Source organism: Streptomyces saintjeani (genome assembly GCF_055409605.1).
This window is the reverse complement of the sequence record NZ_CP189624.1, coordinates 5,477,730-5,503,875: the sequence shown is the minus strand read 5'-3', so window position 1 is coordinate 5,503,875 and position 26,146 is coordinate 5,477,730. Positions and strand designations below refer to the sequence as shown.

Genomic DNA, 26,146 nt, shown 5'->3' with positions numbered 1-26,146 from the left:
GGGCGCCGGGCTCAGGGGCATTGTCAGTGGTGCCGGTTAGGGTCACCCGCCATGACCGACTTCCTCACCACCACCCGTACCTTCTACGACGCCATCGCCGAGGACTACTCCGAGCGGTACCAGGACGAGCTGGCCAAGAGGCCGCTGGAGCGGGCCGTACTGGAGGTGTACGCCGAACTCGTGGGCGCGGGTGGGAAGGTGGCCGATCTCGGGTGCGGGCCCGGTCGGTCCATGGGGCGCCTCGCCGGGCTCGGCCTGGACATCTCCGGGCTCGACCTGTCGGAGTCGATGCTCGCGGTGGCCCGCCGCGAGAACCCCGGGATCCGCTTCGAACAGGGCTCGATGCTCGACCTCCCCTTCCTGGACGGCTCGCTCGACGGCGTCATGTGCTGGTACTCGTCCATCCACACGCCGTCACCCGAACTCCCCCGCCTCTTCGAGGGCTTCCACCGCGCCCTCACCCCCGGCGGCCACCTCCTCCTCGCCTTCCAGGTCGGCGACGAACCCCGCCACTACGACCAGCCCTGGGGCCACCCGGTCGCCATCGACTTCCTGCGCCGCCGCCCGGAGTTCATGGAGGGGCTGCTGACGGAGGCCGGTTTCACGATGCTGTCGCGCACGGTCCGGGAGCCGATGGAGGAGGAGAGGACACCGCACGCGTTCCTGATCGCCCAGCGGGTGCGGTAGTCGCCGGGCAAGGGGTCGTGACCGCGCTCAACTCCCTTGGGGCTGCGGTCGGTTCCTGTCTCTTCATGCGTTCCCCTTCTCGCCGGGGAAATGGTCGGCACCCGCTCCCTCCCGGGTGGGGAGCGGGTTGCCGCCGTGGGCCCGGGGAGATCGTCGTACGAGCGGGAAGGGGGAGTCAATCCTTGGGATTTGTTGCTGGACCCTAGTGTTTGCTTGGGGGTATGACACTGGAAGATCTGCGGGTGTTCGTCGCTGTGTGCCGGGCCGGGAGTCTGAGCGCTGTGGCACGGGAGTCGGGGTGCACGCAGTCGGCGGTCAGTCAGCATGTGAAGCGGCTGGAGCGGGAGTTCGGGGTGGGGCTGCTGGAGCGGCGGCCCCGGGGAGTCGCGGTGACGCAGGCCGGGCGGATCCTGGAGCGGGCCGCCCGGGACGGGATCGCCGGACTCGATCTGGCCGCACGGGAGTTGAGGGATCTCGTCGACGACGGCCGGGGATACGTACGGCTCGCCACCGGCGCCACCACCGTGCGGCACTTCATGTCGGACGCGGTCGTCGCCTTCCGCGAGCGGCATCCGAACGTCAACCTCGAATTCCGCACGGTGAGTTCGGGCCGGGGCAGTTTCGAGGCGCTCGCGGACGGCACGCTCGACCTCGCGTGGATCACGTTGGGACCGCCGGTACGCGGCATCGAGCAGCGCCCGGTGGTGGAGCTGCCGTGGCTGCTCGCGGTGCGCGAGGACGACGAGTTCGCCCGGCGAACGGCCCTGGACTCAGGGGAGTTGGACGGCATACGGCTGATCCGCCTGCCCCCGAACTCCACCTCGGCCGCCCATCTGGACGCCGCCTGCGCGGAGTTGGGCGTGCGGTTCGCGTACGACACGAGCGTCGCCGACTGGGACACGGCGCTGCTGCTCGCCGAGGTGGGGGTGGGCCGGGCGGTGGTACCGGCGTTGCCGGGTCTGGCGGCGTCCGGCGCGGGGGCGTTGCGGCTCGTGCCGCTGCCCGATCTGCGTCCCCTGCCCGTCGGTTGGGCGATGCGGCGCTGGGACGCGCTGAGCCCGCCCGCGCGGGCGTTCGCGGAACTGGTCGTGGAACTGCGGCAGCGGCGGACTCAGGGCGGCGAACAGGCGGTACCTCTCCCGCGCGGAGTGGCGGACTCACGGCGGTGAACAAGCGGTGCACCTCCCGCGGAGTAGCGGACTCGCGGCGGTGAACAAGCGGTGCACCTCCCGCGGAGTAGCGGACTCGCGGCGGTGAACAAGCGGTGCACCTCCCGCGGAGTAGCGGACTCGCGGCGGTGAACAAGCGGTGCACCTCCCGCGGAGTAGCGGACTCGCGGCGGTGAGCAGGCGGTACGTCTCCCGCGCGAAGTGCCGGACTAGAGTGCCCGGATGATCGAGGTACCCGAAGTCCTCGCCCGGACCACCGTCGCCCGTGAGGGCGCGCCGGGCGAGCGCTGGATCTCCGAACTCCCCGGGATCGTCGCCGAGTTGCTCGACCGCTGGGGTTGCGCTGTCGACGGCGAGCTGATGTTCGGCGGGGTCGGGCTCGTCGTACCCGTAGTACGTGAGAGCCACGGGCCCGCCGTACTGAAGGTCTCCTTCCCTCACCCCGGCAATGTCCACGAGCCCGACGCCTTCGCCGCCTGGGCGGGGCGGGGTGCCGTTCTGCTGTACGAGCGGGACGACGCGCGGTTCGCGATGCTGCTGGAGCGGGTCGGGTCGGTGACGCTGGGCGAGAGCGAGACCGACGAGGACCTCATCGCGTCGGTCGCCGGGCAGCTCAGCCGACGGCTCGCGGTGCCCGCGCCCGCCCAGCTGCCCCGGCTCAGCGACCGTGCCGACGAATGGGCCGAGCAACTCGGCGTGGATGCCGGGGAGTTGGAGCACAACATCCCCGCTCGCGTCCTCGACTTCGCGCACGCCACCGTGCGGGACCTCGGCCGGGATCAGCCCGACACCCTCGTCCATGGCGACCTGCACGCCCGTAACATCCTGCGCGCCGAGCGGGAGCCGTGGCTCGCCGTGGACCCCAAGGGGTATGCGGGCGACCAGGGTTACGACGGGGCGAACTTCCTGAAGACGCGGGCGTTCTCGCTGCTGGTCGCGCCGGATCTGCGGGCGGCGACGCTGCGGCTCCTGGACGTCTTCGGCGAGGCGGCCGGCGTCGAGCGGGAGCGGCTGCGGCGCTGGGCCCAACTCCACGCCGTGCAGGCCGCGTTCTGGGCGAGGCGGCATGGGTTCCGGGTGGCGCGGGGCGGGCCGGAACTGGAGCGGCTCACCGCGTTCGTGGAGGAGTTGGCGGAGGTGCTGACGGACGGAAAAGCGTTTGCGGCGGCGCCGGGCCTGCCGGACCATCCTCGTCCATGACGACTACGCCTTCCCGTCCGCTCGCCCTGCTCACCGGAGTGGGCCGGACGGTCGGCATCGGTGCGGGGATAGCGGCTCAACTCGCCGACTCCGGCTGGGACATAGCGTTCACGCACTGGACGCCGTACGACGACCGTATGGCCTGGGGACGGGAGCCGGGCGCGGCGGAGGTGATCGCGGCGGGGCTCGTGGAGCGGGGTGCCGCTGTACACGCGGTCGAGGCGGACCTCGCCCGCCCCGGGTCCCCGGCAAGGATCTTCGACGAGGTCGAGGAGCGGCTCGGCAAGGTCACCGCGCTGGTGATGTGCCACTGCGAGAGCGTCGACTCGGGGATCCTGGACACCAGCGTGGAGAGCTTCGACCTGCACTTCGCGGTCAACGCGCGGGCGAGCTGGCTGCTGATCCGCGAGTTCGGCCGCCGCTTCGACGCCCCGCACGGCACGGGCCGTATCGTCGCCCTGACCAGCGACCACACCGTGCACAATCTGCCGTACGGCGCGAGCAAGGGCGCCCTGGACCGCATCACGCAGGCCGCCGCGCACGAGCTGGCCCGCCTCGGGATCACGGCGAACGTCGTCAACCCCGGCCCGGTGGACACGGGTTGGATGAACGACGGGATCCGCGCGTCGGTGCTCGCGCGAACTCCCCTGGGCCGTACGGGCACTCCGCAGGACACCGCACACCTCGTCGGCTTCCTGTGCTCCCCCGAGGGCCAGTGGGTCAACGGCCAACTCCTCATGAGCAACGGGGGGTTCGCGTCCTAGCCCGAAGCTCCGCAGCGTCACGTCCCCGGCGCCCCCCCCTTACCGCTGCTCGTACAAGCCCTCGACGACCTCCGAGAAGTCCCGCAGGATCGTCGCCCTCCTGAGTTTCATCGACGGCGTCAAGTGCCCTGCCGTTTCGGTGAAGTCGGTGGGCAGGACCGCGAACTTCCTGATGGATTCGGGGCGGGAGACGAGTTTGTTGGCATCGTCGACGGCGCGTTGCAGGTGGGACTCCAACTCCTCGTCCCCGATGAGGAGTTCGGTGGGGACGGAGTGTTTGCCGTTCATGCGGCGCCAGTGGGTGACGCCTTCGGGGTCGAGGGTGATGAGGGCGGAGACGTAGGGGCGGCCGTCGCCGAGGACCATGCACTGGGAGATCAGGGGGTGGGAGCGGAGCCAGTCCTCAAGTGGCGCCGGGGCGACGCTCTTTCCGCCCGCCGTGATGATCATTTCCTTCTTGCGGCCGGTGATCGTGAGGTACCCCTCGTCGTCCAGCTCCCCTATGTCACCGGTCGGCAGCCACCCGTCGGGCGCGGCGGGGACGACGCCTCCGGCGGCCGGGTCCCAGTAGCCGCGCAGGACGTGCTCCCCGGCGATGAGGATCTCGCCGTCCGCCGCGATCCGGATGCGGGTGCCCGGCATGGGCCAACCGACCGTCCCCAGACGGGGTTTGAGGGGTGGCGTCACCGTCGTCGCGCCGGTCGTCTCGGTGAGGCCGTACCCCTCGTAGATCTCGATGCCGGCGCCGAGGTAGAAGGAGGAGAGGCGGCGGCCGAGCGGGGAGCCGCCGCAGATGGCGTGCCGGACCCGGCCGCCCATGGCGTTGCGGATCCGGCGGTAGACCAGGGGGTCGTAGAAGGTGCGGGCGGTGCGCAGGGCCGCGCCGGGGCCCGAGCCGGTGCCGGTCTTCTGCGCCTCGACGGCCTCGCCGTAGCGGCGGGCGACGGACACGGCCCGGTCGAAGGAGGTGACCCGGCCGCCCGCCTCGGCGCGGGCCCGCGCCACGTTGAAGACCTTCTCCAGCATGTAGGGGATCGCGAGCAGGCAGGTCGGCTTGAACGCGGCGAGATCCGGGAGGAGTTGCTCGGACTTGATGCTCGGCGCGTGGCCGAGGCGGACCCGGGCGCGGACGGCGGCAATGGCGACCATCCGGCCGAAGACGTGCGACATCGGCAGGAAGAGCAGGACGGAGACCTCGATGCCCTGCGCCTTGAAGACCGGGTGGAGAAGCTCGATCGCGTTGTCCACCTCGGCGAAGAAATTGCCGTGGGTGATGGCGCAGCCCTTGGGTCGTCCCGTAGTACCCGAGGTGTAGATCAGGGTGCACAGGGTGTCGGGGATCAGCATCCCCCTGCGGATCTCCACCTCGGCGTCGGGGACGTGCGCCCCGGCCTCGGCGAGCCGCTCCACGTGCCCTTTCTCCATCACCCAGATGTGCCGCAGGTCGGGCAGCCGGTCCCGCTCGGGCCCGATGGCCGATGCCTGCCCGAGGGTCTCGGTCACGAGAGCCACGGCGCCGGAGTCCTGAAGTATCCATCGGACCTGGAAGACCGACGAGGTCGGGTACACCGGGACGGTGACGAGTCCGGCCGCCCACGCCGCGAAGTCGAGGAGCGTCCACTCGTACGTCGTACGGGCCATGATCGCGACCCGGTCCCCCGGCACCAGCCCCTCGGCGATCAGCCCCTTGGCGACGGCGTGGACCTGCGCGGCGAACTGCGCCGCCGTCACGTCGCTCCAGCGCCCCTCGGCGTCGCGGCGGCTGAGGACGATCTGGCCGGGCGCCACCGCCGCGTTGTCGTACGGGAGTTCGGCGAGGGAGCCGTGGGTGACGGGCGGCGCGAGCGCCGGTACGGCCGCCTCGCGGACGACTCCGTCGAGCCGCCGGACCTCGGGCTCGACGAGGGCGGGGGGAGCGCCGTCGGCGTAGTCGGCCGACGAGGGGTACGAGGTGGACACGGGCGGCTCCCTGGGCACGCAGCGGAAAAAACGCTTGCTGCAGGACATACGGGCCTCGTGCACCGAGGCGTTCAGCCTGGGGCCTCGGGGGACGCGGTTACCAGCGGTTAGGCACGGTGATCGTACGGTGCTGACGTGGGGGGCCTGTGAGGGTCGGGAGGTGGTCCGGGGGTGGGGCTGTGCAGTATCGAGGTTATGTGAGGAAGTGTCACGTTCGCTCCAGGATCGCGGTCACCCCCTGTCCCCCGGCGGCGCAGATGGAGATCAACCCCCGCCCGGGGGCGTCCCGTTCGGCCAGCAGCTTGGCCAGCGTCGCGACGATCCGGGCGCCCGTCGCCGCGAAGGGGTGACCGGTCGCCAGGGACGAGCCGGTGACGTTGAGCCGCTCGCGGTCGACCGGCGCGAGCCCCTGCTTCTCCCAGGCGGCCAGCGTCGCCAACACCTGTGAGGCGAACGCCTCGTGGATCTCCACGAAGTCGAAGTCCCCCATACCGAGGCCCGTTCGCTCCAGCATGCGCGGTACGGCGTGGGCGGGCGCCATCAACAGGCCGTCCTCCCCGCCGGCGACGTCACCGCGTACGAAGTCCACCGCCGCCGTCTCGTACGCCGTGAGGTACGCCAGCGGCTCCAACCCCCGTGTCTCCGCCCACTCTTCGGAGGCGAGCAGCACGACCGCCGCGCCGTCGGTGAGCGGCGTCGAATTGCCCGCCGTCATCGTCGGATCGGGTCCGTCGGTCCCGAACACCGGCTTGAGCGCGGCGAGTTTCTCCACCGTCGAGTCGGGGCGCAGGTTCTGGTCGCGCCGAAGGCCCCGGAAGGGGACGACGAGGTCGTCGAAGAAGCCGCTCTCGTACGCCTCCGCGAGGCGCTGGTGGCTCGTGGCCGCCAACTCGTCCTGTTCCGCCCGGGAGATGCCCCAGGTGCGGGCGGTGACCGCCGCGTGCTCGCCCATCGAAAGTCCCGTGCGGGGCTCGGAGTTGCGCGGGATGTCGGGGACCAGGTGGCCGGGGCGGATCTTCGCCAGGGCCTTGAGGCGGGCGCCCGCCGACTTGGCGCGGCGGACCTCCAGGAGGATGCGGCGCAGGTCGTCGTTGACGCCGAGCGGGGCGTCGCTCGCGGTGTCGACGCCGCCCGCGACGGCCGAGTCCGTCTGGCCGAGGGCGATCTTGTTGGCGGCGGCGATGATCGCCTGGAGGCCGGTGCCGCACGCCTGCTGGATGTCGTACGCCGGGGTCCGCGCGTCCAGCTTCGAGCCGAGGAGCGTCTCGCGGGCGAGGTTGAAGTCGCGGCTGTGCTTGAGGACCGCCCCGGCGACGAACTCGCCCACCACGCCCGGGACATCGAGGCCGTGGCGCAGGGCGAGGCCGTTCACGGCGGCCGTCAGCATCTCCTGGTTGGAGGCGGTCGCGTAGGGGCCGTCGGAGCGCGCGAAGGGGGTGCGGGCGCCGCCGATCACCGCGACCCGGCGGGCGCGCGGGGGCTCGACCGGGGGCTTGGACTCGCCGTCGCGCACCAGCTCCAGGGGACTCATCTCGACCTGCTCCTCACCCTTGACCTAGACTTACCCCAGGTAACCTTACTCCGGAGTAAGTAATTCCGCCGGGCCCGTGCGAGACCTTGGGAGACGTACATGGCCGACCGCTATCTGAGCTTCACCGCCACCGCACCCGGCCGTTTCCTCACTCGCCGGCTCGGCCTGCCGCAGCCCGCTGCGCTCCTGCGCTTCTCACCCGAACGCCCGTCCCTCACCGGTACCTTGGTTCACCTTACGGCCGGTACGTCGACGCTGGACCTCTCACCCGTCCTCGCCCGCACGGGACTTGGCACCGGCTCCGGCGATCCGGCGGCGGTCGTCCTCGACGCGACCGGGGTGCGGGACGTCGAGACGCTCGCCGAGGTGCACGCCGCCCTGCACCCCGTCGTCCGGTCCGTCGCCGCGAGCGGGCGAATCGTGGTGCTGGGGGCGCCACTTGACGCCTCCGACCATCAACAGGCCGCCGTGCAGCAGGCGTTGGAAGGGTTCACGCGGTCGCTGGGCAAGGAGATCGGGCGCGGCCGGACCGTGAACCTCGTGCGGGTCACCGACGCCGGGGCCGCCGAGTCGACGCTGCGGTTCCTGCTCTCGCCGAAGTCCGCGTACGTCAGCGGGCAGGTGGTCGAGGTGGGCGGCGGCGAGGCGTTCGCCGGGGACTGGGAGCGGCCCCTCGCGGGGCGGATCGCGCTGGTCACCGGGGGTGCGCGGGGGATCGGCGCGGCCGTCGCCGAGACGCTCGCCAGGGACGGGGCCGAGGTCGTCGTGCTCGACGTGCCGCAGGCCGAGGACGAGGCGCGGCGGCTCGCGGCACGGCTCGGTGGACGGGCCCTCGCGCTGGACATCACCGCCGCCGACGCCGGGGAGCGGATCGCCGCCGAACTGCCGGACGGGCTCGATGTGTTGATCCACAACGCCGGGATCACCCGCGACCGGCGGCTGGTCAACATGCCCGCCGAGCGGTGGAGTTCGGTGCTCGACGTCAACCTCGCGAGCGTGCTGCGCACCACCGATGCGCTGCTCGGGAAGGGGACGCTGCGGCCGGGCGGGCGGATCGTCGCGACCGCGTCCATCGCCGGGCTCGCGGGGAATGCCGGGCAGACCAACTACGGGGCCGGCAAGGCGGGGATCGCCGGTCTCGTACGGGCGTTGGCGCCGCGCGCTCTTGCCGAGCACGAGGTGACCGTGAACGCCGTCGCGCCCGGGTTCATCGAGACGAAGATGACCGCCGCCGTGCCGCTGTTCATCCGGGAGGCCGGGCGGCGGATGAACTCCCTTGCGCAGGGCGGGATTCCGGCGGACGTCGCCGAGACGACCGCCTGGCTCGCGCATCCGGCGTCCGGGGCCGTCAACGGGCAGGTCGTGCGGGTCTGCGGCCAGAGTCTGCTGGGGGCTTGATGCCGACGCTCGCCTCTGTCCCCTCGCTGGCCCCGTCCTTCGTCCGGGGTGCGCTCCTCTCCCCCTTCAAACGGCCGCGCGCCGACGCCGGGTTCACGCGGGAGCGGGTCGTCGTTCCCGGGCTGCGGATCGATCTCGCGCGGCTGTCCGCGTACGAACGCGTCTGCGGATTCGCCACCGGGGACGACTCGTTGCCGGTGACCTATCCGCACGTCCTCGGGTTTCCGCCGGCCATGCGGCTGATGAGCGCGCGGAGTTTTCCGCTGCCGCTGCTGGGGCTCGTGCACACGTCCATCGAGATCAGCCGGTACGGGACGCTCGCGGCGACCGGGGTGTACGAACTCGGCGTGCACGTCGAGGGGTTGGCGCCGCATCGCCGGGGAACCGAGGCGACGGTCGTCACCGAGTTGCGGCGGGGCGGGGAGGTCGTGTGGGAGTCACGGAGTACGTATCTGGCGCGGCACCGGACGGAAGGCGGTTCGGGCAAGGGAGTTGACGCTCCTTCAGAGGCTCGGCCTCTCCCCGTGCTCGACGAGTGGCGGCTCGCCGGAGACGTGGGCCGGCGGTACGCGGCGGCCTCCGGGGACCGCAACCCCATCCACCTCTACGCCTTCACCGCCCGCCTCTTCGGGTTCCCCCGCGCCATCGCACACGGCATGTGGACGGCCGCACGCTGCCTCGCCGCACACGGGACGCCACCGGCGGTGCGGGTACGGGCGGAGTTCCGGGCACCGGTGCTGCTGCCGTCCGCCGTGGTGTTCGCGTCGGACGGGGGGCGGTTCGAGCTGCGGGAGAGGGCGCGGGACGGGGAGGCGGGGCGGGTGCATGTGAACGGGCGGGTGGACCCGCTGGTGGAGGGGTCCTGAGGCGGGCGGGGTGCTGCACGGGGACTACCCCCGAGCTACTCCGCCCCCGGCTCCGGCGCCGACCACGTCCGCCGCCCCTCCATCAAGTTCGACAACCCCGACCACGCGAAGTTCATCAGTGTCGTCGCCGCCTCCCGCGCGGTGACGCCCTCCGTCGTGTTCGCCCAGTCCGCGAGGGACTCGGCCGCGCCCACCAGCGCCACCGCGAGACCCGCGACCTCGCGCTCGGGGAGGTCGGGGTCGCGGTGGGCCTCGCGGGCCGCGGCGACGATGAGGCCCGTGACGAAGGCGACGATCTCCTCGCGCATCGCGGCGACCTCGCGGGCGAACCGCTCGCCGTGGGTGCGGGCCTGGAGGTGGAGGACCGACCAGGCGTCCTGGTGCTCGGCGGTGTGCGCGAAGAACGCCCGCAGCCCGTCCCAGAGTTGGCGGTCGGCGGGCAGGTCCGTGGCGATCCCGGAGCGGATCGCGGAGATCAGCGCGGCGGCCTCGCGGCGGATGCACGCGGTGAAGAGGTCGTCCTTGGAGTTGAGGTACAGGTACACCAACGGCTTGGAGACACCGGCGAGTTCGGCTATCTCGTCCATCGAGGCGGCCATGTAGCCCCGGCGTCCGAAGATCCGCACTGCGGCGTCCAGCATCTGCTGCTCACGGACCGCGCGCGGCATCCGCTTGGTCTTCACGGCACCCATGGGCCAAGGTTAGGGCCTGTCCGCCGGTTCAACTCCCCCTCGGGCGGCGACGCCTGGCTCAGCCGCCGGCCAAGGCCGCGGAGCGCGTGGGTCAGGAGGTCTGGCCCTGCACGCGCGGCGCCACCTCGTCGGTCTCGGCGTCCTCCTGGGTGCGGTTGGCCTCCAGGTTGGCCTTCATCCGGTCCACGCGCAGGGCGACGTTCTCGGAGGCGCGGTCCCGCTCCCCGCGCAGGACCACGAAACTGATCGGCGCGGAGAGGACCAGCGCGAGCAGCACGAGCCACATGCCGTTGGAGTCGCCGAGACCGCGCGGGACGATTCCGGTGTAGGCGAGACCCCAGACGACCCCGAGGCAGCCCACGAAGATCCCGAGGCGCATCAGCGTGTAGCGGAGCATGGCAATCCACTCTTCCGGTTCGAAAAGGTCCGTCGTCCAGTCAACCACGCCGTACGGGCGATCTTGGACGGGGGTCAGAGGAGGGGCAGCAGCATGACGATGTCGTCCCGGTCGTCCCCGGGAGCCACCCGGATCGCGTCCGGTATGCGGCCGACCTCCTTGTAGCCGTAGGACCCGTAGAACCGCTCCAGGCCGAGGCCGCCCCGGCAGGTGAGGCGGATCGCCTCGATGCCGTCGAGGGAGCGGGCGGCGGACTCGGCGGCGGCGAGCAGGTCGTGGCCGTACCCCTTGCCCTGGTGGGAGGGGTGGACCATCACCGTGTAGAGCCACAGCCAGTGCGCCATCAGGCGGTGGGTGTTGAGGCTGAGGAAGGCGGTCGCGGCGACCTTGCCCGCCTCGTCGTGCCCGACCAGCAGGTGGACGCGGCCCTCCGCCATCTCCGTGAGGTGCTTCAGCAGCGCCGGGCGGACGGTCTCCCGGTCGACCGGGGCGACGAAGCCGACGGCGCCGCCCGCGTTGGAGACGTCCGTCCAGAGGTCGAGGACGCCGTCGCGGAGGTCGGGGGTGACGGAGGGGTCGAGAGTGAAGGTAAGGGTCACAGAGTCATCGTAGGTCTTACCCGTCCAGTACCGGGTGACTACTCGGTCACACCCTTGAGGCCCCTCCGGCGCCGTCGGTCGTAGAGCTCTAGTACCTGGGAGTCAGAGCCGCATCGGCTGCGGCGACTCGCGGCGCAGCGGGTCCGCGCCGTCGTACTCGCGGATGATCTCGTAGCGCGTGTTGCGCTCCACCGGGCGGAAGCCGGCGTCGCGGATCAGGTCGAGGAGGTCCTCGCGGGTCAGCTTGTTCGGGGTGCCGAAGTTGTCCGCGTCATGGGTGATCTTGTACTCGACGACCGAGCCGTCCATGTCGTCCGCGCCGTGCTGGAGGGCGAGTTGGGCGGTCTGCACGCCGTGCATCACCCAGAAGACCTTGACGTGCGGGACGTTGTCGAAGAGGAGGCGGGAGACCGCGAACGTCTTCAGGGACTCGGCGCCGGTCGCCATCCGGGTGCGCTCCTGGAGGCGGTTGCGGACCTTGCCGTCCTTCAGGTCGACGAAGTCGTGCTGGTAGCGCAGCGGGATGAAGACCTGGAACCCGCCGGTCTCGTCCTGGAGTTCACGCAGCCGCAGCACATGGTCGACGCGGTGGCGGTGCTCCTCGATGTGGCCGTACAGCATGGTGCACGGGGTCTTGAGACCCTTCTCGTGCGCCAGGCGGTGGATGCGCGACCAGTCCTCCCAGTGGGTGCGGTGGTCGACGATGTGCTGCCGGACCTCCCAGTCGAAGATCTCGGCGCCGCCGCCGGTCAGCGACTCCAGGCCCGCGTCGATGAGTTCGTCGAGGATCTCGGAGGCGGACAGGCCGGAGATCGTCTCGAAGTGGTGGATCTCCGTCGCCGTGAACGCCTTCAGCGAGACGTTCGGCAGGGCCGCCTTCAGCTCACGCAGCGAGCGGGGGTAGTACCTCCAGGGGAGGTTGGGGTGCAGGCCGTTGACGATGTGGAGCTCGGTGAGGTTCTCCGACTCCATCTCCGTCGCCAGCCGGACGGCCTCCTCGATGCGCATCGTGTACGCGTCCTTCTCACCCGGCTTGCGCTGGAACGAGCAGTACGCGCACGACGCCGTGCACACGTTGGTCATGTTGAGGTGGCGGTTGACGTTGAAGTGGACGACGTCGCCGTTCTTGCGTGTCCGCACCTCGTGCGCCAGACCGCCGAGCCAGGCCAGGTCGTCCGACGCGTACAGGGCGATGCCGTCCTCGCGGGTCAGCCGCTCGCCGGAGCGGACCTTCTCCTCCAGCTCGCGCTTGAGCCCGACGTCCATGCCTCCACCTTTCGTACGACAGCTCCCCCAAAGGTACTCCCCCGCAGTTCAGGGGAGCGGAGGGGCAGTGGCTCTCAGGTACGGGGGTATGTGCGACCCGTAGCTCCTGGGTACGACACGGCCCGCGTGCCACCCCCGGCCGCCCCGTACCCCTACGCCTACGCCTCCTCGGGCAGCGCCCCCACCCGGTTCTCCCACTTCGTCGACAGGACGATGGTCGTACGGGTACGGGAGACCCCCTTCGTCCCCGACAGACGGCGGATGATGCGCTCCAGGCCGTCCACGTCGCCCGCCCGCACCTTGAGCATGAACGAGTCGTCGCCGGCGATGAACCAGCAGTCCTCGATCTCGCCGAAGTCCTTCATCCGGCGGGCGACGTCCTCGTGGTCGGCGGCGTCCGAGAGGGAGATGCCGATCAGGGCGGTGACACCGAGGCCGAGGGAGGCGGAGTCCACGGTGGCCCGGTAGCCGGTGATGACGCCGGCCGCCTCCAGCCGGTTGATGCGGTCGGTGACGCTGGGTCCCGACAGGCCGACGAGGCGTCCCAGCTCCGCGTAGGAGGCCCGGCCGTTCTCCCTCAGGGCCTGGATGAGCTGCCTGTCCACGGCGTCCATGCGATTCGCGCCTTCCGATGAGAGATCCGTTCGCGCTCGAAGGGATCTGCGAGGTTCCTGACGTGTGCCCGTGACGGTACGGAGGGTCCCCCACGGGCCTCCGGTTCCCCTGCCGCCGGGTCGGTCTCCCGTACTACCCGGGTAGACCCGTACGGGGCGTGCGTGATGCGGGGAGCGGCGCTCAGTCGGCGCGCGCGCCCCCGGGTACGCGGCCGTCGCCGCCCCCGCCGAGTTCGCCCTTCCAGCGGTGGTAGAGGCCGTGCGGGACGCCCGCCGAGTCCAGGATCCGGCCGGCGACGAAGTCGACCAGGTCCTGGATGTGGGTCGCGCCGGCGTAGAAGGCGGGCGAGGTGGGGACCACGCTCGCGCCCGCGTCGTCCAGGGTGACGAGGTGGCGCAGGGTCTGGCCGTTCAGCGGGGTCTCCCGGACGGCGACGACCAGCGGCCTGCGCTCCTTGAGGGTGACGCTCGCCGCGCGCTGGAGGAGGTCCTTCGACAGACCGAGGGCGACTCCGGCGACGCAGGCCGTCGACGCGGGCACGATGATCATCCCCCTGGAGGGGTACGACCCCGAGGACGGGCCCGCGGCGAGGTCACCGGCCGGCCAGTACCGTACGCGGTTCAGCTCGACGTCGTAGCTCTGAGGTTTGCCGTCCGCGCCCCTGCCGAGCCACTCCCCCAGGTCCTCGCGCCAGTGCCCGTCGCGGAACGAGATCCCCGTCTCGTCCAGCAGAGTGAGCCGCGAGGCTCGGCTGACGACGAGGTCGACACACTCGCCCGCTGCCAGCAACGCCCGCAGGACAGCGCCGGCATACGGCGTCCCCGACGCCCCCGACACCCCCACGATCCAAGGCACGCGCTCCGTTTCTCCTGCGTTCACACCTTGAGCGTACCGGCGGGCATGAAGAGGTTCAGGACCGGCCGGGCCCCTCACGGTCGACGGGGAGGGCGCGGGCGGGGACGGAGAGCTCGCCGATACCCCCGGAGGCGTACGCCGGGGCCCCTACCTGCGGGGTAGTACTCCGGCGGTACGGCACGCGAGTTGCGGGTGCCGTACCGCTCACAGGAACCGCACCCTGCTCAGACCGTCAGCCCCCGCACCAGCAGATCCAGCAGCGCGCACGCGAACAGCGCGATGCCGATGAAGCCGTTCACCGAGAAGAACGCCCGGTTGAGGCGGGAGAGGTCGTGGGGGCGGACGATCGTGTGCTCGTAGACGAAGGCGCCCGCGACGATCAAGAGGCCCAGCCAGAAGAACGCGCCCGCGTCCGTGGCCAGGGCGTACCAGACGAACAGGGCCGTCGTGAGGGCGTGGCAGGCGCGGGCCGACCAGACCGCCGCGGGGATGCCGAAGCGGGCCGGGACCGACAGGACACCGGTCTCGCGGTCCGTGTCGATGTCCTGGCAGGCGTAGATGAGGTCGAATCCGCCGATCCAGACGCCGACCGCGAGGCCGAGGATCACCGCGTCCCAGGACCACTCGCCGGTGATCGCGAGCCAGCCGCCGATCGGGCCCATCGCCTGGGCCAGACCGAGGATCGCCTGGGGGTAGTTCGTGAACCTTTTGCCGTACGGGTATACGACCATCGGGATGACGGCGACGGGCGCGAGCGCCAGGCACAGCGGGTTCAGCAGCGCGGCCGAGCCGAGGAAGATGACGAGGGCGATCAGCGCGCCGGTCCACGCGTGCCGTACCGACATCGCGCCCGTCACCAGCTCGCGCTGCGCCGTACGGGGATTGCGCGCGTCGATCTCCCGGTCGATGATCCGGTTGACGGCCATCGCGAACGTCCGCAGCCCGACCATGCAGATGGTCACGAGCAGCAGCCGGCCCCAGTGGATGTTCCGGTCGAGCTGGAACATCGCGGTGAGGGCGGCGATGTACGCGAAGGGCAGCGCGAAGATCGAGTGTTCGATCATGACGAGGCGCAGAAAAGCTCTCGTACGCCCCGGCTGGGGCACCGCGGCGGCGGACGCGCTCACCGGCCGTACCTCGCATCACTCTCAAGTAGGGGGCGGCTCACAGCCCGTACTCCTTCCAGCGCCGGTCCACCGTCGCCGCCGTCTCCGGGTCCGGCAGCACCATCTCCGGCCAGCCGCCGTCCCGCGTGTACCCCTCCTCGGGCCACTTCTTCGTCGCGTCGATCCCGGCCTTGCCGCCCCAGAACTGCTGGTAGGAGGCGTGATCGAGGTGGTCGACGGGGCCTTCGACGATGCTGAGGTCACGGGCGTAGTCCGTGTTGCCGAGGGCCCGCCACGCGACTTCGTGCAGGTCGTGGACGTCGCAGTCGGAGTCGACGATCACGATCAGCTTGGTCAGGGACATCATGTGGGCGCCCCAGATCGCGTGCATCACCTTCTGCGCGTGCTTGGGGTACTTCTTGTCGATCGAGACGATCGCGCAGTTGTGGAAGCCGCCCGCCTCGGGCAGGTGGTAGTCCACGATGTCCGGCACGATGATCTTCAGCAGCGGCAGGAAGAACCGCTCCGTGGCCCGCCCGAGGGGTCCGTCCTCGGTAGGGGGCCGCCCCACGACGATGGACTGGAGCAACGGCCGCTTGCGCATCGTCACGCAGTCGATGGTCAGCGCGGGGAACGGCTCCTGCGGCGTGTAGAACCCGGTGTGGTCCCCGAAGGGCCCCTCGGGAAGCATCTCGCCGGGCTCCAGCCAGCCCTCGAGTACTACCTCTGCGGCAGCGGGGACCTGGAGGGGTACGGTCTTGCAGTCCACCATCTCGATCCGCTTGCCCGCGAGGAAGCCGGCGAAGAGGTACTCGTCGATGTCACCCGGAAGGGGCGCGGTGGACGCGTACGTCACGGCGGGCGGGCACCCGAAGGCGATCGCGACCGGCAGCCGCTCACCCTTGCGGGCGGCGACCTGGTAGTGGTTGCGGCTGTCCTTGTGGATCTGCCAGTGCATACCGATCGTGCGCTTGTCGTGGCGCTGGAGGCGGTACAGGCCGAGGTTGCGTACGCCGCTCTCCGGGTCCTTCGTGTGGGTCAGCCCCAGGTTGAAGAAGGAGCCGCCGTCCTGCGGCCAGGTGAACAGGGCCGGCAGCTGCTCCAGGTCGACCTCGTCACCCTGGAGTACCACCTCCTGGACCGGCGCGTCCTTGACCTTCTTCGGCGGTACGTGGGTCATCGCGCCGAGCTTGCCGAACGCCTCGCGGACGCCGATGAAGCCCTGCGGCAGCTCGGGGCGCAGGAGGCCGCCGATCCTCTCGGTGATCTCCGCGTACGACTTGAGGCCGAGGGCCTTCAGGAGCCGGCGGTCGGTGCCGAAGACGTTCATGGCCAGCGGCATCGCCGAGCCCTTCACGTTCTCGAAGAGCAGCGCCGGGCCGCCGGCCTTCTGGACGCGGTCGACGATCTCCCCGACCTCCAGATAGGGGTCGACCTCGGCTTTCACGCGCTTGAGGTCGCCCTCGCGTTCCAGGGCCCTGAGCAGGGAGCGAAGATCGTCGTAAGCCATGCGTCCCAGTATCGCCGAGCCACTCGACGGACCCGCGCAGGGGCCCGTCGTACCTGCGGGGTACCCGTCTAGTACCTGAGGGTGCCCCCCGCGTAGTACCTATGGGTGTCCCCGCCCCCTGCGCCGGATTTTCCCCAGCCGTTACCCTGGCCCCGACACCGGGGCCACCGGGCCCCGACGCCGTTTCCTGGGGGAACCCGCCCGATGCTCAGACTGCTGTTGTTCCTGGTTCCGCTGGCGCTGATGATCTTCGCGTTCATCGACTGCCTGAACACGCCCGAGGACGAGGTGCGGCACCTTCCCAAGGTCGCCTGGGTCTTCATCATCCTGCTGTTCCCGCTGGCGGGTTCGATCGCGTGGCTCGTGACGGGCAAGGTGCGTACGCCGCCGACCGGTGGCCGTACCCCCTCCGAGTGGCACCGCGACCACCGCACGACGTGGGTGGCGCCCGACGACAACCCCGAGTTCCTGAACTCCCTCAAGGAGGAGAACCAGAAGGACGAGGCGCTCCTCAAGGAGTGGGAGGCCGATCTGCGGCGCCGCGAGGAGGAGTTGCGGAGCAAGGACCCCCAGGGCAAGGACGGCAAGAACGGCAAGGATGCGGACCCGAAGAAGGACGCGGACTGAGCCCGGGCCGGAGGGGGTTGTCAGTGCCGGGTGACAGGCTGCGCGGCATGACGGAGACGACTCTTCCCGACCCGAAGGCTGACCTGCTGCGGTACTTGCAGGAGGCCCGCGACTCCCTGCTGTGGAAGCTGGAAGGGCTCGGCGAGTACGACGTACGCAGGCCGCTCACCCCGACCGGCACCAATCTGCTGGGCCTGGTCAAGCACTGCGCGGGCGTCGAACTCGGCTATTTCGGCGACACGTTCGGGCGGCCGTACTACACGCAGGACCCGCCGCCCTGGTGGTACACCCGCGACTCCGAGCCGAACTCGGACATGTGGGCGACCGCCGATGAGTCCCGCGCGGACATCGTCGGCCTGTACCGCGCGGCCTGGGCCCACACGGCCGCGACGGTCGCCGAACTCCCCCTGGACGCGGTCGGCTCGGTCCCCTGGTGGCCCGAGGAACGCCGGGCGGCCACCCTCCACCACCTCCTCACCCGGGTCTGCGCCGACACGAGCCGCCACGCGGGCCACGCGGACATCGTCCGCGAACTCCTGGACGGTTCGGTCGGGGAGCTGGCGGACAAGTCCAACGTGCCGGAGGAAGAGGCGAGTTGGTGGGAGGAGTACCGGAAGACCCTGGAGCGGACGGCGCGGGAGGCGGACGGGCGGTGAGGTGACGGGGCAGCCGGGGTGAGGCCGCCGTCCGGCAAGCGCCCCCTCCCCACCCTCACTCCACCCGCAAGCCCCCAGGCTCTAGGCTGATCCCCCAACAACACCCAAGCCGCGCAAGGATCTTCGGGAAGGGCGACCGTACATGCCGCCGAGCAGCGGAGAATCGGGGTCCGTCGCCTCCATCGGTGGGTACACGCTCGCCGAGCGGCTCGGCAGCGGCGGTATGGGGGTCGTCCACCTGGCGCACTCGCCGTCGGGGCGGCAGGTCGCGGTGAAGGTCGTGCACGCGCAGTACGCGCAGGACGAGGAGTTCCGGGCCCGCTTCCGGCAGGAGGTCCAGGCGGCGCGGCGGGTGAGCGGCGCGTTCACCGCGCCGGTGGTGGACGCGGACCCGGACGCCGAGGTGCCGTGGATGGCGACGCTGTACGTCCCGGGCCCCACGCTCTCCGAGGTGGTCGCCGGCCGAGGACCGCTCGGCGGGCGGGAGTTGCGGGTCCTGGCGCTCGGCCTGACGGAGGCGCTCAAGGACATCCACCGGGCCGGGGTCGTGCACCGCGACCTGAAGCCGAGCAACGTCCTGATGGCCGAGGACGGCCCCCGCGTCATCGACTTCGGCATCTCCCGCGCCGCCGACAACCAGACGCTCACGATCACCGGCCGCCTGATGGGCACGCCGCCCTTCATGTCCCCGGAGCAGTTCACCTCGCCCCGTGAGGTGACGGCCGCCTCGGACGTGTTCTCGCTGGGCTCGCTGCTGGTGTACGCGGCGACGGGGACCCGTCCTTTCGACGGCGAGAGCCCGTACTTGACGGTGTATCAAGTCATGCACGAGGAACCGTCGTTGGACGGCGTGACGGAACCGCTGCGGGGCATGGTCGAGCGGTGCCTGATCAAGGACCCGGAGGAGCGCCCCCGACTCGCCGAGTTGCAGCGGCTGTTCAAGACCCTGCCGGACACCGCGCCCGCCGTGCCCACCCCACCGCCGCCCGGCGACCACACCGAGCCCGAGGGCATCCCGTACGACGCGCCGACGCAAGCGGTCGTGGCCTCCCCCCGCCGCCGGCCGGCAATCCTCAAGCGGCGTCCGGCGGTTCGGCGCCGCCTCAGACCGGCCCTGCCCCGCCTCGGCGGCCGGCGTCTGCCCCGCCGGCTCCTCACCGCCGCTGCCGTCGGCGTCGTGGGCATCGTGGCCGTGATGTGGAGCATGAGCGTCGGCACCAGCTCCTCCTCGGACAGCTCCGACGTCGTCGACACCCCCGCGCTGTCCCTGCCCGAGGGCTGGTCGCCGTGGCGTACGAACCTCACGCGGGCCGTGTCCGCCGCCGACCAGGACCGGTTGTCCAGCCACGACCGGCCGGGCTGTGTCCCCGACAAGGCCGCCGTGTACTGCACGGGCAGCGGTTTCACGGTCGCCCGGCTGGACGCCGGGACGGGGCGCGTGACGTGGCGGTTCGGGGTGAGTCCGCAGTCCGCGCGACCGCTCGGGGTGCGGGACGGATTCGTGTACGTCTACGAGAACCCGCCCGTCGAGTCGTCCGGGGACGTCATCGAGTGGCAGCTGGTCGCGCTCGACGCGAAGACCGGTGAGCGGCGCTGGACCCGGTCCGTCGACGCGACACAGCCCGCCGTCCTGTTCGACGGCGGTGTCCTGGCCCTGTCGACGGACCACTCCCAGCTGATCGGCATCGACGCGAGGACCGGCAAGGACCTGTGGCGGAACTCGACGAAGTCGTCGGCGGGCACGCGGTGTACCCCGCTGGTACTCCACGGTTCCCCCTACGGTCTGTGCAGCGACCAGGACGACCCGGCGTCCGGCGACTGGAGCCTGCTGCGGCTCGGCAAGGACGGCTCGCGGGAACTCGCCACGCTGCCCGCGGCGGTAGTACCTCTGGGGGACCTCGCCGGGAAGCCGCTGTTCGTCCGGTCGAAGGACGCGGAGCAGCAGTCGCTGGGCGGGCTGGACGAGGCGTACACGACGTTCCTGCGGGTGGACCCGGTGAGCGGGGCCGTCACGCGGACGCCCCTCGAACAGACCGTACGGGGTACGGCGACGCTGGTCGGCTCGACCGTGTACTTCGTCCGGCCGGACGGGACGGTGAGCGCGCTCGCCGCGAGCACCGGGGCGCTGGTGTGGCAGACGGACACTCAGGTCGAGAACCTGTCGAAGCCGGTGTGGTCCCAGGCGTCCGACAGCCTCTTCTTCGTCAACCGGTACGGGCGGCTCCTCTCGCTGGACCTTTCCACGGGGGGCGTGCAGCGGACGACGGACAAGCTCCAGGACCCGGCCGGGGCGCCGGAGAACGTCGTGCCGACCCTGACGCTGGTCGGTGACGCGATCGTGGCGGTGACCGGGGACACGGCGTTCTCCGTCAGCCCGGACACGCCCGACCTGGGGCCCGACCCCGTCAGCGAGGGCAGTCTCGCGAGCTGACCTGGCTCCTGAGAGTTACCCGGGTAGGCCCGTTGTAGGGGGCCAGGCTCAGGACCGTCTCCGGGGTGCGCAGCACGTCGTCCCCGGCGAAGAGGGCGCGGGCCTCGGCGTACGGCACCTCGTCGCCCGCGATGACGGCGGCGGCACGGTCGTACACCGCGCGGGCCTCCTCGTCGAGGGTCTGGTCCTGGTCGTGGTCCGTGTGGTCGAGGCCCCAGACGTCCCACAGCAGGGTCTCCACCCCGTTGAGGGCGGCGAGGTCGAGGCGGACGTCGCCCGCGACGAAGCGTTCCCCCCACAGGGGTCCCTCCTGAGGGGGGTGGAGGCCGAACTCCCGGTGGTCAGCGCCCTGTTCGCGGATCATGCGCCAGGCTGTGCCGGCCGTGAGGAAGCGGGTGCGGGGGACGTCCAGGGGGTCGAAGCCGGCGTTCCAGTGGCGGGTGATGTCCGGGTCGGCGAGTTGGGGGTCCGCGAGGAGCCAGCGGCCCCGGTCCGCGTCCCAGTACTCCGTGACGACGTGGTCGACGTGGAAGCCGTCGGTGCCGAAATAGTCCGCGAAACCCGAGCGGATGCGGGCCGGGGTGCCGGTGTGGCGCAGCATCGAGCAGTACAGGAGCGCGAAGTCCCGGCAGACGCCGACGAATCGCTCGGCGGGTGGCCGGGGTTTTCCGAGCGGGGCCTCGGAGCGGGCGGCGAGAATTCCCAGGATGCCGTCCACGTAACGGGTTTCGGCGTCGTCGTGCAGGCGGTCCTCGGGAATGGCGTACGCGAACAGGTCGCCTTCGACGCGGTGGATCAGCAAGTCCCGTACGACGCGGGCCAGTCGGGCCGGGTCGGCGGGGAGCCCGGCGTACTGGGCGGCCTGGGCTCCCGGGGTGCTGTACGGGCTCTGGGCGAGGTAGTGGGCGAGGGGCACGCGAAAACTCCTGTCGCTGCGCGGGAATTGCCGCCGGGCGCGAGAGGCGCGGCGGAATGGGCCGCGTATGCGCATCGCGGCCGACGCGTCTCACCGTGTCAAAATTCGCCGGGAATTGTCCAGAGCGGGAGAAGTTCCTTCGTTCGAGGGCAATTTCCTCAACTCCCGTGGCGTGAACGGACCGTGGGCGTACGGTCCGAGACGACGGGCAAGGCGAGCGGGAGGGCGGCCATGGGTCTGGATCTGAGCAGCGCGTGGGACGACGAGAACTGGAGCGACGAGGAGGAGGCGGACTCCGTGGAGCTCATGAAGATCCTCCCCGACATCTCCCGCATCACCCTCCAGCTCCTGCGCCACACGGTCGGCCTCTTCCCCGAGGAGCGCGTGGCCGCCCGCGCGTCGCGCGTCGCCGACCTGGTCCTCAAGGAGTACGGCAGCGACGGCCTGCGCCTCCTCACCGTCAGCCTCTCCACCCTGGCGACGGTCCACATCGAGCACAACGCGGTCCTCACCCGCCGCCCCCTGCGCTCCCTCCTGAACGACCTGGACAAGAGCCGCCGCGAACTCCACAAGGACCTGCCGGGAGCGGACCAGGCGGGCTGAGGGCACCGGGCACCCGACTCCCTCACTTCACCGTGATCGAGTCCAGCTTCTCCCTCAGGTAGACGTGTGAGTCGACCGGTTCGTGCGCCGTCCTCCCCACCGGTGCCGGTACCGACTCCACCCGCGTCCCCGGTGTGCACTCGCCGAAGTAGACGAGGGACATCAGCTCCTCGGTGGGTGCGTCGGAGGGCGGCGGGAGGACTCGGTGGCGGCCGGAGCGCCAGCGGTCGCCGGTCCAACGGGCCATCAGGTCACCGATGTTGACGGTGAACGCGGCGGGGTCGTACGGCGCGTCCTCCCAGCCGCCGGTCTCCGTCCAGACCTGGAGGCCGCCCTTGCCCACCTGGCGGTCGAGGATCGTGACCGTGCCGAAGTCGGTGTGCGGGCCGATGCGGAACTGGCCGGGGTGCGGGGCGCCGACGACGTCGGTGCCGGGGTACCAGTTGATGTTGAACCCGTAGGTCGGATGCCCCATGTGGCGGCTGAAGAAGTCGGGTTCCAGGCCGAGGGCCTCGCCCAGCAGCAGCAGGAGTTCCTTCTCCAGTGCCGCCATCCGGCTCAGGTACTCCTCGCACAACTCCCGCAGCTGCGGCACCTCTTGGGGCCACACGTTGGGCGCGCACCACTCCGCGTCGACGGCGGGGTCGTCGTACGGCACGTCGTTGGCGAAGGTGAGCGACTCCTTCAGGTCGGGCGGGGTCTCCGTGCCCTCGGCGTACCCGTTGGCCTCGGCTCCCTGCGCGAGCCAGCCGCGTCCGCCGACCTCGGCGGCGTACGGCTTCTTGGCGGCGGCCGGCAGCAGGAAGAACGCGCGGGCCGCGGCGCGCACCCGGGCGCGCAGCCCGGCGTCGACTCCATGGCCGGTGACCAGGAGGAATCCGGCGGTCTGGAGCGCCTCGTCGACGGTGCGGGCGATGCCGAGCCGGGTCTCGGGGTCGCCCTCCACCCACGGGTGGAGATCGATCGTGGGGATACGAGGGGTCGTCCTACTCACCGATGTCCTCATTCCACAGGGCCGGGTTCCCGGCGATGAAGTCCCTCATGAGGGTTACGCACTCCGGGTCGTCCAGCACGATGATCTCCACCCCGTGCCCGGCCAGCCACTCGTGGCCGCCGGAGAACGTCGTCGCCTCCCCGATCACCACCCGCGAGATCCCGAACTGTCTCACCAGCCCGGAGCAGTACCAGCAGGGCGAGAGGGTGGTCACCATGGTCGTACCCGTGTACGACCGCTGCCGTCCGGCCGCGCGGAAGGCGGAGGTCTCCGCGTGCATCGAGGGGTCGTCGTCCTGGACGCGCCGGTTGCGGCCCCGCCCGAGGAGGGTGCCGTCCTGGCCGTAGAGCGCGGCGCCGATCGGGATGCCGCCCTCGCGCAGCCCGGTCCTGGCCTCCGCCACCGCCGTATCGAGCCATGCGCGCGTACGCGCCGTGTGATCCATGGGGACACTCTCCCGTACTACCGCCCTACACCTCAGGTATTCCCCCCTTACCAAACCTGTACAGCTCCTTTTCTTGAATCGTTCGCCTTTAGCGGGGTAGGTTGGGGCCCATGACCGGATCCGCACCCCCCACCCCCGCCGAGGAGCTGCGCGCCGTCGGCCTGCGGGTGACGGCCGCCCGGGTCGCGCTGCTCGACGCCGTCCGCGCCGGTGACCACCTGGGCGTCGAGGCCATCGCCGCCGGGGTGCGCGAGCGCGTGGGTCATGTCTCCGTCCAGGCCGTGTACGAGGCGCTGCACGCGCTCACCGCGGCCGGACTCATCCGGCGTATCGAGCCGGCGGGCAGCCCCGCCCGGTTCGAGGGCCGCGTCGGCGACAACCACCACCACCTCATATGCAGGACGTGTGGGACCGTCGTCGACGTGGACTGCGCGGTGGGGCATACCCCCTGTCTGACCGCTTCGGACGACCACGGCTTCGCGATCGACGAGGCCGAGGTCGTCTACTGGGGCCTGTGCCCCGCCTGCTCAACCTCCTCCAGCGCTGCCTGAGCGCGGACCGTCGCTCAGTCTCGAAAGGATTCCCCCATGTCCGAGAACGCCGAAGAAGCACAGTGCCCGGTGGCACACGGCGGCCGTGCCGCTCACCCCACGCAGGGCGGCGGGAACCTCCAGTGGTGGCCGGACCGGCTCAACCTGAAGATCCTCGCCAAGAACCCGGCCGTCGCGAACCCGCTCGGTGAGGAGTTCGACTACGCCGCGGCGTTCGAGGCGCTGGACCTGCCCGCCGTGAAGCGGGACATCGAGGCGGTCCTGACCGACTCGAAGGACTGGTGGCCCGCGGACTTCGGCCACTACGGCCCGTTCATGATCCGGATGGCCTGGCACTCGGCCGGCACCTACCGCATCAGCGACGGCCGCGGCGGCGCCGGCGCCGGCCAGCAGCGCTTCGCGCCGCTCAACTCCTGGCCGGACAACGGCAACCTGGACAAGGCGCGCCGCCTGCTGTGGCCGGTGAAGAAGAAGTACGGCCAGTCCCTGTCCTGGGCCGACCTGATGATCCTCGCCGGCAACGTCGCGCTGGAGTCCATGGGCTTCACGACGTTCGGCTTCTCCGGTGGCCGCGCGGACGTCTGGGAGTCGGAGGAGGACGTCTACTGGGGTCCCGAGACGACGTGGCTCGACGACCAGCGCTACACCGGTGACCGCGAGCTCGAAGAGCCCCTGGGCGCCGTCCAGATGGGCCTCATCTACGTCAACCCCGAGGGCCCCAACGGCAACCCGGACCCGATCGCGGCGGCCCGCGACATCCGTGAGACGTTCCGCCGCATGGCGATGGACGACGAGGAGACGGTCGCCCTCATCGCCGGTGGCCACACCTTCGGCAAGACCCACGGCGCGGGCCCCGCCGACCACGTCGGCGCCGACCCCGAGGGCGCGTCGATGGAGGAGCAGGGCCTCGGCTGGCGCAACAGCTTCGGCACCGGCAAGGGCGCGGACGCCATCACGTCGGGCCTGGAGGTCACCTGGACCACCACGCCCACGCAGTGGAGCAACAACTTCTTCGAGAACCTCTTCGGCTACGAGTGGGAGCTGACCGAGTCCCCGGCCGGCGCCAAGCAGTGGAAGCCGAAGGACGGAGCGGGCGAGGGCACGGTCCCGGCGGCCCACGACGCGGCCAAGAAGATCGCGCCGAACATGCTCACCACCGACCTGTCGCTGCGCTTCGACCCGGTCTACGAGCAGATCTCCCGCCGCTTCCTGGAGAACCCGGACCAGTTCGCGGACGCGTTCGCCCGCGCCTGGTACAAGCTGACGCACCGTGACATGGGCCCGAAGTCCCTGCACCTGGGCCCGGAGGTCCCCGCCGAGACGCTGATCTGGCAGGACCCGCTGCCGGCCGCCGAGGGCGAGGCGATCGACGCCGCCGACGTCACCGCGCTCAAGGCGAAGATCCTCGCCACCGACCTGACGGTCACTCAACTCGCCTCCGTGGCCTGGGCGTCCGCGTCCACGTTCCGCGGCAGCGACAAGCGCGGCGGTGCCAACGGCGCCCGTATCCGCCTTGAGCCGCAGCGCAGCTGGGAAGCGAACGAGCCCGAGCAGCTCGCCCAAGTCCTGCGGGTCCTGGAGGGCGTGAAGGCCGACTTCGACGCGCAGGGCGCGAAGAAGGTCTCGATCGCCGACCTGATCGTCCTCGGCGGCGTCGCCGCGGTCGAGAAGGCCGCCAAGGACGGCGGGTACGACGTCGAGGTGCCGTTCACCCCGGGCCGTGTCGACGCGGGCGACGAGCACACGGACGCCGAGTCGTTCGCGGCGCTGGAGCCGGTCGTCGACGGTTTCCGCAACTACTACGGCAAGGGCAACCGCCTCCCCGCCGAGTACCTGCTCCTGGACCGCGCGAACCTGCTCACCCTGAGCGCCCCCGAACTGACCGTCCTGGTCGGCGGGTTGCGCGCGCTGGGCGTCTCGCACGGCGAGACCAAGGCGGGCGTCCTCACGGACAACCTGGGCGTCCTGTCGAACGACTTCTTCGCCAACCTGCTCGACCTGGACACGGAGTGGAAGGGCACCGACGCCTCCCAGACCGCGTTCGAGGGCCGCGTCGACGGCGCCGTCAAGTGGACCGGCACCCGTGCCGACCTGGTCTTCGGCTCCAACTCCGAGCTGCGTGCGCTGGCCGAGGTGTACGCGAGCGACGACGCGAAGGAGAAGTTCGTCAAGGACTTCGTCGCCGCGTGGGTGAAGGTCGCCGAGCTGGACCGCTTCGACCTGCGGTAAGCCTGTAGCGCCAACAGAGCCCCGGGTCCGTCCAGTTGGACGGGCCCGGGGCTTTCCGGTGCCCGACGGACCGGCGGGCC

25 protein-coding genes are annotated in these 26,146 nt (G+C 71.0%); 12 read left to right on the top strand and 13 right to left on the bottom strand.

The window, feature by feature from the left end; all coding sequences use genetic code 11:
- The first annotated feature begins 51 nt into the window (after positions 1-51).
- The 4 genes from ACQCO7_RS25070 to ACQCO7_RS25055 all read left to right on the top strand — a co-directional run bounded on the left by ACQCO7_RS25070 (position 52) and on the right by ACQCO7_RS25055 (position 3,820).
- A complete protein-coding gene (locus ACQCO7_RS25070) occupies positions 52-687 on the top strand; it encodes a class I SAM-dependent methyltransferase (protein ID WP_464073940.1) in 636 nt (211 codons plus the stop codon).
- Between the two features lie 221 nt (positions 688-908).
- Positions 909-1,856, top strand: coding sequence for a LysR family transcriptional regulator (locus tag ACQCO7_RS25065; protein ID WP_464073939.1), 948 nt, complete (start codon positions 909-911; stop codon positions 1,854-1,856).
- Between the two features lie 222 nt (positions 1,857-2,078).
- The gene (locus tag ACQCO7_RS25060; protein ID WP_464073938.1) at positions 2,079-3,056 is read left to right on the top strand and encodes an aminoglycoside phosphotransferase family protein; all 978 of its coding nucleotides are present in this window, start codon (positions 2,079-2,081) and stop codon (positions 3,054-3,056) included.
- Complete coding sequence (locus ACQCO7_RS25055; RefSeq protein WP_464073937.1) at positions 3,053-3,820, top strand: SDR family oxidoreductase; 768 nt, start codon at positions 3,053-3,055, stop codon at positions 3,818-3,820. Before ACQCO7_RS25060 ends, ACQCO7_RS25055 begins: the two co-directional genes overlap by 4 nt.
- A 39-nt stretch (positions 3,821-3,859) precedes the next feature.
- Here ACQCO7_RS25055 and ACQCO7_RS25050 read toward each other — a convergent pair whose 3' ends face one another.
- Both ACQCO7_RS25050 and ACQCO7_RS25045 read right to left on the bottom strand, forming a co-directional pair.
- Positions 3,860-5,779: an AMP-dependent synthetase/ligase gene (locus ACQCO7_RS25050; RefSeq protein ID WP_464073936.1), complete on the bottom strand. Its 1,920-nt coding sequence runs from the start codon at positions 5,777-5,779 to the stop codon at positions 3,860-3,862.
- A gap of 208 nt (positions 5,780-5,987) precedes the next feature.
- Positions 5,988-7,310, bottom strand: coding sequence for an acetyl-CoA C-acetyltransferase (locus ACQCO7_RS25045; protein WP_464073935.1), 1,323 nt, complete (start codon positions 7,308-7,310; stop codon positions 5,988-5,990).
- 99 nt (positions 7,311-7,409) lie between these two features.
- Between ACQCO7_RS25045 and ACQCO7_RS25040 the strand changes: the two genes are divergently transcribed.
- Positions 7,410-8,708, top strand: coding sequence for a 3-oxoacyl-ACP reductase (locus ACQCO7_RS25040; RefSeq protein WP_464073934.1), 1,299 nt, complete (start codon positions 7,410-7,412; stop codon positions 8,706-8,708).
- On the top strand, positions 8,708-9,574 hold the full coding sequence (locus ACQCO7_RS25035) for a MaoC family dehydratase (RefSeq protein WP_464073933.1): 867 nt from the start codon (positions 8,708-8,710) through the stop codon (positions 9,572-9,574). Before ACQCO7_RS25040 ends, ACQCO7_RS25035 begins: the two co-directional genes overlap by 1 nt.
- A gap of 35 nt (positions 9,575-9,609) precedes the next feature.
- Here ACQCO7_RS25035 and ACQCO7_RS25030 read toward each other — a convergent pair whose 3' ends face one another.
- The 8 genes from ACQCO7_RS25030 to ACQCO7_RS24995 all read right to left on the bottom strand — a co-directional run bounded on the left by ACQCO7_RS25030 (position 9,610) and on the right by ACQCO7_RS24995 (position 16,614).
- Entirely contained in the window at positions 9,610-10,266 is a 657-nt protein-coding gene (locus tag ACQCO7_RS25030) for a TetR/AcrR family transcriptional regulator (protein WP_464073932.1), read from the bottom strand.
- Positions 10,267-10,357: 91 nt separating this feature from the next.
- Positions 10,358-10,663: a DUF4229 domain-containing protein gene (locus ACQCO7_RS25025; RefSeq protein ID WP_464073931.1), complete on the bottom strand. Its 306-nt coding sequence runs from the start codon at positions 10,661-10,663 to the stop codon at positions 10,358-10,360.
- A gap of 74 nt (positions 10,664-10,737) precedes the next feature.
- Positions 10,738-11,262 (bottom strand): N-acetyltransferase family protein, encoded by a 525-nt coding sequence (locus tag ACQCO7_RS25020; protein WP_464073930.1) that lies wholly within the window; start codon positions 11,260-11,262, stop codon positions 10,738-10,740.
- Positions 11,263-11,364: 102 nt separating this feature from the next.
- Positions 11,365-12,528 carry an aminofutalosine synthase MqnE gene (gene mqnE / locus ACQCO7_RS25015; RefSeq protein ID WP_010353944.1) on the bottom strand — a complete coding sequence of 388 codons (1,164 nt, stop codon included), beginning with the start codon at positions 12,526-12,528 and terminating at the stop codon, positions 11,365-11,367.
- Between the two features lie 158 nt (positions 12,529-12,686).
- On the bottom strand, positions 12,687-13,142 hold the full coding sequence (locus ACQCO7_RS25010) for an Lrp/AsnC family transcriptional regulator (protein WP_409117094.1): 456 nt from the start codon (positions 13,140-13,142) through the stop codon (positions 12,687-12,689).
- Between the two features lie 181 nt (positions 13,143-13,323).
- Positions 13,324-13,998, bottom strand: coding sequence for a UbiX family flavin prenyltransferase (locus ACQCO7_RS25005; protein ID WP_464077286.1), 675 nt, complete (start codon positions 13,996-13,998; stop codon positions 13,324-13,326).
- Between the two features lie 224 nt (positions 13,999-14,222).
- Positions 14,223-15,125 carry a menaquinone biosynthesis prenyltransferase MqnP gene (gene mqnP, locus ACQCO7_RS25000; RefSeq protein WP_464073929.1) on the bottom strand — a complete coding sequence of 301 codons (903 nt, stop codon included), beginning with the start codon at positions 15,123-15,125 and terminating at the stop codon, positions 14,223-14,225.
- Between the two features lie 37 nt (positions 15,126-15,162).
- Positions 15,163-16,614, bottom strand: a complete 1,452-nt coding sequence (locus ACQCO7_RS24995) for a menaquinone biosynthesis decarboxylase (RefSeq protein ID WP_464073928.1) — start codon at positions 16,612-16,614, stop codon at positions 15,163-15,165.
- A 204-nt stretch (positions 16,615-16,818) separates the two neighbouring features.
- On the opposite strand from ACQCO7_RS24995, the gene ACQCO7_RS24990 reads away from it, so the two are divergent.
- The 3 genes from ACQCO7_RS24990 to ACQCO7_RS24980 all read left to right on the top strand — a co-directional run bounded on the left by ACQCO7_RS24990 (position 16,819) and on the right by ACQCO7_RS24980 (position 20,328).
- Positions 16,819-17,241 carry a PLD nuclease N-terminal domain-containing protein gene (locus ACQCO7_RS24990; protein WP_464073927.1) on the top strand — a complete coding sequence of 141 codons (423 nt, stop codon included), beginning with the start codon at positions 16,819-16,821 and terminating at the stop codon, positions 17,239-17,241.
- Positions 17,242-17,288: 47 nt separating this feature from the next.
- Complete coding sequence (locus ACQCO7_RS24985; protein ID WP_464073926.1) at positions 17,289-17,897, top strand: DinB family protein; 609 nt, start codon at positions 17,289-17,291, stop codon at positions 17,895-17,897.
- Positions 17,898-18,039: 142 nt separating this feature from the next.
- On the top strand, positions 18,040-20,328 hold the full coding sequence (locus ACQCO7_RS24980; RefSeq protein WP_464073925.1) for a protein kinase domain-containing protein: 2,289 nt from the start codon (positions 18,040-18,042) through the stop codon (positions 20,326-20,328).
- Here the strand turns inward: ACQCO7_RS24980 and ACQCO7_RS24975 are convergent.
- Entirely contained in the window at positions 20,303-21,244 is a 942-nt protein-coding gene (locus ACQCO7_RS24975) for a transglutaminase domain-containing protein (protein ID WP_464073924.1), read from the bottom strand. The genes ACQCO7_RS24980 and ACQCO7_RS24975 overlap by 26 nt on opposite strands.
- 231 nt (positions 21,245-21,475) lie before the next feature.
- Here ACQCO7_RS24975 and ACQCO7_RS24970 point away from each other — a divergent pair, with 231 nt between their 5' ends.
- Positions 21,476-21,847 (top strand): hypothetical protein, encoded by a 372-nt coding sequence (locus ACQCO7_RS24970; protein ID WP_464073923.1) that lies wholly within the window; start codon positions 21,476-21,478, stop codon positions 21,845-21,847.
- A 22-nt stretch (positions 21,848-21,869) separates the two neighbouring features.
- Here ACQCO7_RS24970 and ACQCO7_RS24965 read toward each other — a convergent pair whose 3' ends face one another.
- Both ACQCO7_RS24965 and ACQCO7_RS24960 read right to left on the bottom strand, forming a co-directional pair.
- Positions 21,870-22,853 (bottom strand): isopenicillin N synthase family dioxygenase, encoded by a 984-nt coding sequence (locus ACQCO7_RS24965; RefSeq protein WP_464073922.1) that lies wholly within the window; start codon positions 22,851-22,853, stop codon positions 21,870-21,872.
- A complete protein-coding gene (locus ACQCO7_RS24960; protein ID WP_464073921.1) occupies positions 22,834-23,286 on the bottom strand; it encodes a nucleoside deaminase in 453 nt (150 codons plus the stop codon). The genes ACQCO7_RS24965 and ACQCO7_RS24960 overlap by 20 nt, the downstream gene beginning before the upstream one ends.
- 110 nt (positions 23,287-23,396) lie before the next feature.
- Between ACQCO7_RS24960 and ACQCO7_RS24955 the strand changes: the two genes are divergently transcribed.
- Together ACQCO7_RS24955 and katG are read left to right on the top strand one after the other, a co-directional pair.
- Positions 23,397-23,837, top strand: a complete 441-nt coding sequence (locus tag ACQCO7_RS24955; RefSeq protein WP_464073920.1) for a Fur family transcriptional regulator — start codon at positions 23,397-23,399, stop codon at positions 23,835-23,837.
- Positions 23,838-23,873: 36 nt separating this feature from the next.
- Positions 23,874-26,066 carry a catalase/peroxidase HPI gene (gene katG / locus ACQCO7_RS24950; RefSeq protein WP_464073919.1) on the top strand — a complete coding sequence of 731 codons (2,193 nt, stop codon included), beginning with the start codon at positions 23,874-23,876 and terminating at the stop codon, positions 26,064-26,066.
- Positions 26,067-26,146 lie beyond the last annotated feature (80 nt).

Excerpts from the sequence above, each read along its gene's own strand:
- ACQCO7_RS24960 (WP_464073921.1), bottom strand. The coding sequence starts at position 23,286 with ATGGATCACACGGCGCGTACGCGCGCATGGCTCGATACGGCGGTGGCG.
- ACQCO7_RS25045 (WP_464073935.1), bottom strand. The coding sequence starts at position 7,310 with ATGAGTCCCCTGGAGCTGGTGCGCGACGGCGAGTCCAAGCCCCCGGTC.
- ACQCO7_RS24985 (WP_464073926.1), top strand. The coding sequence starts at position 17,289 with ATGACGGAGACGACTCTTCCCGACCCGAAGGCTGACCTGCTGCGGTAC.
- ACQCO7_RS25055 (WP_464073937.1), top strand. The coding sequence starts at position 3,053 with ATGACGACTACGCCTTCCCGTCCGCTCGCCCTGCTCACCGGAGTGGGC.
- ACQCO7_RS24980 (WP_464073925.1), top strand. The coding sequence starts at position 18,040 with ATGCCGCCGAGCAGCGGAGAATCGGGGTCCGTCGCCTCCATCGGTGGG.
- ACQCO7_RS24965 (WP_464073922.1), bottom strand. The coding sequence starts at position 22,853 with ATGAGGACATCGGTGAGTAGGACGACCCCTCGTATCCCCACGATCGAT.
- ACQCO7_RS25035 (WP_464073933.1), top strand. The coding sequence starts at position 8,708 with ATGCCGACGCTCGCCTCTGTCCCCTCGCTGGCCCCGTCCTTCGTCCGG.
- ACQCO7_RS25010 (WP_409117094.1), bottom strand. The coding sequence starts at position 13,142 with ATGGACGCCGTGGACAGGCAGCTCATCCAGGCCCTGAGGGAGAACGGC.
- ACQCO7_RS25030 (WP_464073932.1), bottom strand. The coding sequence starts at position 10,266 with ATGGGTGCCGTGAAGACCAAGCGGATGCCGCGCGCGGTCCGTGAGCAG.
- ACQCO7_RS25070 (WP_464073940.1), top strand. The coding sequence starts at position 52 with ATGACCGACTTCCTCACCACCACCCGTACCTTCTACGACGCCATCGCC.
- mqnE (WP_010353944.1), bottom strand. The coding sequence starts at position 12,528 with ATGGACGTCGGGCTCAAGCGCGAGCTGGAGGAGAAGGTCCGCTCCGGC.
- ACQCO7_RS25065 (WP_464073939.1), top strand. The coding sequence starts at position 909 with ATGACACTGGAAGATCTGCGGGTGTTCGTCGCTGTGTGCCGGGCCGGG.
- ACQCO7_RS24955 (WP_464073920.1), top strand. The coding sequence starts at position 23,397 with ATGACCGGATCCGCACCCCCCACCCCCGCCGAGGAGCTGCGCGCCGTC.
- katG (WP_464073919.1), top strand. The coding sequence starts at position 23,874 with ATGTCCGAGAACGCCGAAGAAGCACAGTGCCCGGTGGCACACGGCGGC.
- ACQCO7_RS24990 (WP_464073927.1), top strand. The coding sequence starts at position 16,819 with ATGCTCAGACTGCTGTTGTTCCTGGTTCCGCTGGCGCTGATGATCTTC.
- ACQCO7_RS25025 (WP_464073931.1), bottom strand. The coding sequence starts at position 10,663 with ATGCTCCGCTACACGCTGATGCGCCTCGGGATCTTCGTGGGCTGCCTC.
- ACQCO7_RS25040 (WP_464073934.1), top strand. The coding sequence starts at position 7,410 with ATGGCCGACCGCTATCTGAGCTTCACCGCCACCGCACCCGGCCGTTTC.
- ACQCO7_RS24995 (WP_464073928.1), bottom strand. The coding sequence starts at position 16,614 with ATGGCTTACGACGATCTTCGCTCCCTGCTCAGGGCCCTGGAACGCGAG.
- ACQCO7_RS24970 (WP_464073923.1), top strand. The coding sequence starts at position 21,476 with ATGGGTCTGGATCTGAGCAGCGCGTGGGACGACGAGAACTGGAGCGAC.
- ACQCO7_RS25060 (WP_464073938.1), top strand. The coding sequence starts at position 2,079 with ATGATCGAGGTACCCGAAGTCCTCGCCCGGACCACCGTCGCCCGTGAG.